Source organism: Eudoraea sp. (genome assembly GCF_049665975.1).
In the GTDB taxonomy this organism is placed as follows: Bacteria; Bacteroidota; Bacteroidia; order Flavobacteriales; family Flavobacteriaceae; genus Eudoraea.
The window spans coordinates 1-5,005 of the sequence record NZ_JBATGR010000536.1 but is presented as its reverse complement, the minus strand read 5'-3'; the positions used below and the strand labels follow the sequence as shown (position 1 = coordinate 5,005).

5 protein-coding genes and 1 pseudogene are annotated in these 5,005 nt (G+C 36.7%); 1 reads left to right on the top strand and 5 read right to left on the bottom strand.

Annotated features, from left to right (window positions below):
• On the top strand, positions 1-518 hold a 518-nt coding region (locus WBN20_RS16915), incomplete at its 5' end, for a penicillin acylase family protein (RefSeq protein ID WP_424282535.1).
• Positions 519-529: 11 nt separating this feature from the next.
• On the opposite strand, the gene WBN20_RS16910 is transcribed toward WBN20_RS16915, so the two are convergent.
• From WBN20_RS16910 to WBN20_RS16890, 5 genes and pseudogenes are all read right to left on the bottom strand, one after another.
• Positions 530-1,129: a hypothetical protein gene (locus tag WBN20_RS16910; protein ID WP_424273947.1), complete on the bottom strand. Its 600-nt coding sequence runs from the start codon at positions 1,127-1,129 to the stop codon at positions 530-532.
• Positions 1,130-1,298: 169 nt separating this feature from the next.
• Positions 1,299-1,631: a hypothetical protein gene (locus WBN20_RS16905; protein WP_424282534.1), complete on the bottom strand. Its 333-nt coding sequence runs from the start codon at positions 1,629-1,631 to the stop codon at positions 1,299-1,301.
• Positions 1,632-1,636: 5 nt separating this feature from the next.
• Complete coding sequence (locus tag WBN20_RS16900) at positions 1,637-3,064, bottom strand: NADH-quinone oxidoreductase subunit N (RefSeq protein ID WP_424273946.1); 1,428 nt, start codon at positions 3,062-3,064, stop codon at positions 1,637-1,639.
• A 22-nt stretch (positions 3,065-3,086) separates the two neighbouring features.
• Positions 3,087-4,574 carry a complex I subunit 4 family protein gene (locus tag WBN20_RS16895; RefSeq protein ID WP_424282533.1) on the bottom strand — a complete coding sequence of 496 codons (1,488 nt, stop codon included), beginning with the start codon at positions 4,572-4,574 and terminating at the stop codon, positions 3,087-3,089.
• A 9-nt stretch (positions 4,575-4,583) separates the two neighbouring features.
• Positions 4,584-5,005 (bottom strand): annotated as a pseudogene (locus tag WBN20_RS16890) (NADH-quinone oxidoreductase subunit L); the annotation flags it as partial.

Genomic DNA, 5,005 nt, shown 5'->3' with positions numbered 1-5,005 from the left:
GTAAAAAGGGAATACGACCAGCCCTGATGAGCGATATGGAATTAATGTCTTATTTCGGTTCGAAATCACCATTAGAAGAGCGATTGTCAATTTTTAAAGAAGTAGTAACACAATTAGAAAGTGATTTTGGGAATTGGAATATTTCGTGGGGCGAGGTTAACAGGTATCAGCGTTTAAATGGTGATATCAGACAGGCATTTGATGATGATAAACCCAGTATTCCAATTGGTTTCTCATCTGGTCGCTGGGGTGCTCTGGCTGCTTATGGAGCCAGATATAACAACAATACAAAAAAGATATATGGTACCAGGGGAAATAGTTTTGTAGCCGTAGTTGAATTTGGTTCAAAAGTTAGCGCTAAAACTATTTTGGCCGGGGGGCAAAGTAGTAATCCAAAATCACCTCATTTTGATGATCAGACAATGCCTTATGCAAAGGTAAAGTTTAAAGAAGCGGCGTTTTATAAAGAAGATGTACTTAAAAGGGCAAAGATTTCATATAAGCCGGGCGTGAGGTAAGGAGTAAAATTTTATTGCCTGACAACAATTAAAGACGCTTTAGAACCTGTTGAAAGTAACCATTGATTAGAATGAATCAACGCCCCTTTATCATCATAAACATTTACCTGAGCTGTATTTGGCCCGGAAGAGCCTTGGTTTAAAGCTTCGAAATCTAATCGGTTAAAGCCTTTATCCAGGTCTATATTTATCCCTTTAAAACCACCTGTAAGTACGATATTGTACTCAGCCACTTCTCCATTTACGTAGATTCTTACGCGATCACCATCAACATATTCATGATCGCGACAAACTATACCCACGAAACTACCACCAGTTTTAACATCACCCAAATACATATTTCCAAAATGCTTTTTGGAATTGGAATTTTGGCGCTCACCAACTTTAGTATCCAATTTTAAATCAAATCCCGCTTGTTTTAACTCCTTTTCAGGAAGCATTTTTACATTCCTTGAATTTTTGGTTTCTTTAATGCTTGCATTGGGGTTGTAATCCATCATAGATGGCATTTTCAAAGCTGTCCCACTATTGGGATTACTCTTTAAATCCAGGTTTTTATCAGCCTCTATTTTTAAGGGCTGGGTTTTTGGAAAATCAGTTTGAGCGTTCATGCAAATAACTGATAAAAGGAATATTGATAATAAAGTTTGGTGTTTCATAACCGTAATTCTACGGGGTAAAGTTAGCAAATACCTTGCCATAGGGGCTTAATTTGCTGTTAAAATCGATGAAATTAAGATTTTAGGACAGGTAGAATCTTTAAGAATTCTGTCGTATAAGCTAATTATCTTTCGGTGTTTTCCAATATTGTGGTGGAGTAATTTCTGAGCGTTGATTCCAATAATCGGGAGAAACTTTGTGTCCGTCAAATGTCTTGAGCTTACGTTGATATACCCAAATAGTAGGATTGAACACCATATCGGTGACCCCAATAGTATACAATTGAGGTACTTCTTCCGAAGTGCGTTTTTCCTCCTGAATAAGAACTTCAAACCCGTTATGTTCCATAAGTTTTTTTAAAAATTCAGCCCGATCTGCAGTTACTTTTTTTTCAACAAAAGTCACCCTTGTTTCGTCAATACTACCGAATAAATGTTTACCTCCTAAACTCATAACCATTAATTAAAAGCACTGCTTAATTCATAAATATAGTCATATAAGGGACTGTATATACCAAGTAACAAAATACCAAGGACAGTAATAACTAACCCAATTCGCATATAAAATTTATTTCTGAAAAAAGGAATTGGATTATCACCCCTGCGTAAGAACATGGCCCTTATCACCAACAAATAGTAATACAAAGAAATAGTTACATTCACTACGGCTAAAAACACAAGAAAATAGAATCCTTTACTAGCCGCCGCTGTAAAAAGGAAGAACTTTCCAAAAAACCCCGCAACCGGAGGGATTCCGGCCAGGGAAAAAAGGGCCAACATGAGTACCAAACTCAGGTTGGGATTAGTTCTGTATAAACCTTCGTAATCTTTTATGTGCTCCTTACCAGTGTGTAGAGAAATTGCTTGTACTACCCCAAAAGCTGCTAAATTTGAGAATATGTATATAAGTACAAAGTATACTACTGTGGCTGTACCTAATTGGGAACCTCCAATTAATCCTAGTAAAATAAACCCAGCCTGAGCTATAGATGAAAATGCCAAAAAGCGCTTCATATTCTGTTGCCTTAAAGCGAATAAATTTCCAATGAACATAGTGGCGATGGCAATAACATAAATTATGTTTTCCCAAAAATGAACCAATGACTGTAAAACTGTAAATAATAATATCATTAAAATGAAAACGGCAGCACCTTTTGATATGACAGATAAATAGGAGGCAACACTGATAGGGGCTCCTTCATAAACATCGGCAGTCCAAAAATGAAACGGCACGAGGGAAATCTTGAAGCTAATTCCCGCAAACAACAATACGACACCAAGAAGGGTTAAATCTGCTGAAGTGAGCATTTGAGCAATTTCACTGAAATAAATAGAACCCGTGGTTGCGTAGAGCATTGAAATACCGAACAATGAAATTCCGGAAGCAAAAGCCGACGAAAGTATTAGTTTAATCCCTGATTCACTTGAAATCCTTTTCATTGTTTCATAAGCAGCAAGAGCAGCTACCGGAAGTGTGGATAACTCAAGTCCAAGATAGAACATTAAAAAATCTCCTGCCGATATCATAAAATAAATTCCCAGCAAGGAAGAGAACAATAAGATAAAGAATTCAGAACCTTTATTCTGATTCATTATTTTTTCCTGTATCCAGTCTGCAGACTGCAGTAGCAGAATAAGCACCCCTATGTTCAATATGTTTTTGAAAAAATGAATCAGGTGGTTAGTGCGAAACATTCCTCCAAATAAATTGCTTTCATCAATCTCAAAAAATCCGACAATGGTATGAATACCAAACAAGAATATGACAAGATGTATTATGCTTGCTTTTTTTTGTTTCGGGATAAAAATCTCGGCTATAACCAGAAGCAGGATAATTGCCAGTAAAGCAATTTCTTGTCTCATTAATAAAAAGCTGCTAAAATTCATTTTTGGTTATTTAATTTTCAGGTTATAAAACTCCTTTTAAAAATGGATCCAGACTTTTCAGGATCATTTCGCTTAGCCAAAGTGGCGCAACGCCAATAGCTATTATTGGTAAAAGAAGTAACAAAATACCCAGTTTTTCATACCATCGTACTCTTTCAAGATTTAAGTAGGCTTCGTTTTTTACGGGACCCATTAACATGATACCAACCACACGCAATATATATACAGCCGTTACAACTATTGCAGAGACCGCTATCACTGTAGCAATTCTATAAAAGATATCGTCCTTTTCAAAAGCACCTACAAAGATGTTCATTTCAGCGACAAAACCACTGAAACCAGGTAACCCCAATGAAGCTAAACCGGCAATAACATAGACCGCCGATATAAAAGGAATTACCTTTAATAGGCCTCCTAATTTGGTTACATCACGAGTATGTGTTCTTCCGTAAATCATCCCTATTAAAGCAAAGAAAAGTGCTGTCATAAAACCATGAGAAAGTGATTGCAAAATGGCGCCATTCCAGGCCGTTTTATTCAACATAAGCAATGCAAATAATACCAGGCCTAAATGACTTACGGAGGAATACGCATTAATGTACTTTAAATCTGTCTGTTTAATAGCTGCAAATGCTCCATAAATGACACCGAAGGCAGATAAAATAATAAAGAACCATGACCAGTGCAATGCTCCCTCTGGCAACAAGAAGATAGCTACTCTAAATACACCATATCCGCCAAGTTTCATAAGGACCCCCGCATGTAACATAGAAACTGCAGTAGGCGCTGATGCGTGACCGTCAGGAGACCAGGTATGGAACGGGAATAATGCTCCAATTACCGCAAACCCAATAAAAGTTATCGGGAAGAATAATCTTTGAGCTTCCACAGGAATGTTTACTTTGGCTATTTCCAGGATATTGAATGTCAATGCGCCTCCGTCTGCATTTGAGTTAAAATAAATGCCCAATATCCCAACCAGAAGCACAGCGGATGCACCCATAAGCATAAGTGTTAGTTTCATTGCTGAGAACTCCCTTGGGCCGGTACCCCAAATACCTATTAATAAATACATTGGTATTACGGCAATCTCAAAGAATACAAACATCGTAAAGAGGTCAAGGGAAATAAAGAAACCATAAACACCAATGGAAAGTACAATTAGGGATATGAAAAACTCCTTAGGTAAATCTTCCATTTTCCAGGAAATAAAGACTCCTGCCAATACTACAATAGCTGTCAATAACAAAAGAGCTACGGAAATGCCATCAACACCAATATTATAATGAATGTTGAAATTCTTGAACCAAACCACATCTTTTGTAAAAACCATAATGGCTTCATTTAACTCTCTTTCTTTGATGTAAGAAAACAACAGGTTAATTGCCATCCCCAGCTGAACAAGACTTCCTGCCAAAGCAACCGTTCTGGCCTGTTTTAGATTTTTTGTAAAAATCAAAACCAAAACAGTTAATGCAGGCATTACAATAAAAAGGGATAAAATATCCATATTATTAATTTAATTTGTCCATAAATAGATGAATATAATAGCAATTACAACAGCTCCTGCAATAAAGGCAAAGGCATAATCCTGGACCTTACCAGACTGCAGACCTTTAATATTCTCAGATGTATTAACAGTTTGATTTCCAATCCCAACCATTGTCCCGTCCACATATTTTTTATCAAATCTTGCTGCGGACCTTGCAATAATATTGAATAGTATTTTTTTGGTGACAAACAGATAGAGCTCATCAAAATAAAATTTATGAAAAGCCCATGTAAAGAGTACTCCTAAACGATTTGCAAATTTGTCTGCCAGTTCATTTTCTTTTTTATAAAATAGCCAGGAAAGACCAATTCCAATGAGTCCGGCAAATACTGCAATGGCGGCTAATGGATAATTAATATGAGTTTCAAACCCAGTTTTATCTGCACTAA